The organism is Streptococcus cristatus (genome assembly GCF_003943515.1).
Taxonomy (GTDB): domain Bacteria; phylum Bacillota; class Bacilli; order Lactobacillales; family Streptococcaceae; genus Streptococcus; species Streptococcus cristatus_D.
Genome location: NZ_RJPT01000035.1, coordinates 1 through 697 on the forward strand (window position 1 = coordinate 1; position 697 = coordinate 697).

The following is a 697-nucleotide window of genomic DNA, read 5'->3' on the forward strand; positions in this document are numbered from 1 at the left end:
TGTATCCTGAGTTGGATCACTTGGAATTGGTGGTGGGTTGTAACCCTTGCTTGGATCGCTCGGATCTTTCGGTGTCAATGGCGTTGTACCATCTGGGCCTACTGGTGTAGTGCCTGGTACACTTGGAATCACTGGAAGGTCAGTGCCTGGTTTCGTTGGATCTGTTGGATCATTTGGATATGGAAGGTTTGGTACTTTTGGAAGTCCGTCTGGTACATTTGGTACGTATGAACCAAGTTTCTTGTATTGTACAACTTCTTCGCTATCCTTATCATCAGGAGTCACTGTCTTCGCTGCTACATTAGCCTTATCTGCCACAAATCCAGTCACAACTGGTGTAGCTTCTTGTGCCAATTCTTTCGTAGCTGGTGTCCATGCACCGTAAGTCTTCTTGTCAGTTACACGGTCGCGCTCACCTGTACGTGTGAAGGCTGCTTCTTGTGTTACTGGAGCTTTCAGAGCTGGACGACCCGCTGTTTGACCATCTGCGTATTGATACTTGATGGTACGAGTCACCTTCTTGTTGAGTTCTGCTGGATCCTTGATTGCTTCTTTACCATGACGAAGAGTAACCACAAATTGTTGGTCTTTCTTATCATCGTTATCGAAGGTCTTAGGTCCCTTGAACTCATCGTTCACAACTTCATAGCCCTTGTCTGTCAATTCTTTCAGACGGGTTGCGTAGTTAGTTGTTCCG

At 46.3% G+C, this 697-nt stretch carries 1 protein-coding gene; it reads right to left on the reverse strand.

Annotation, left to right across the window (positions count from 1 at the left end):
• Positions 1-697, reverse strand: a 697-nt coding sequence (locus D8791_RS10445; protein WP_446677531.1) for a mucin-binding protein, incomplete at both ends; no start/stop codon positions are given.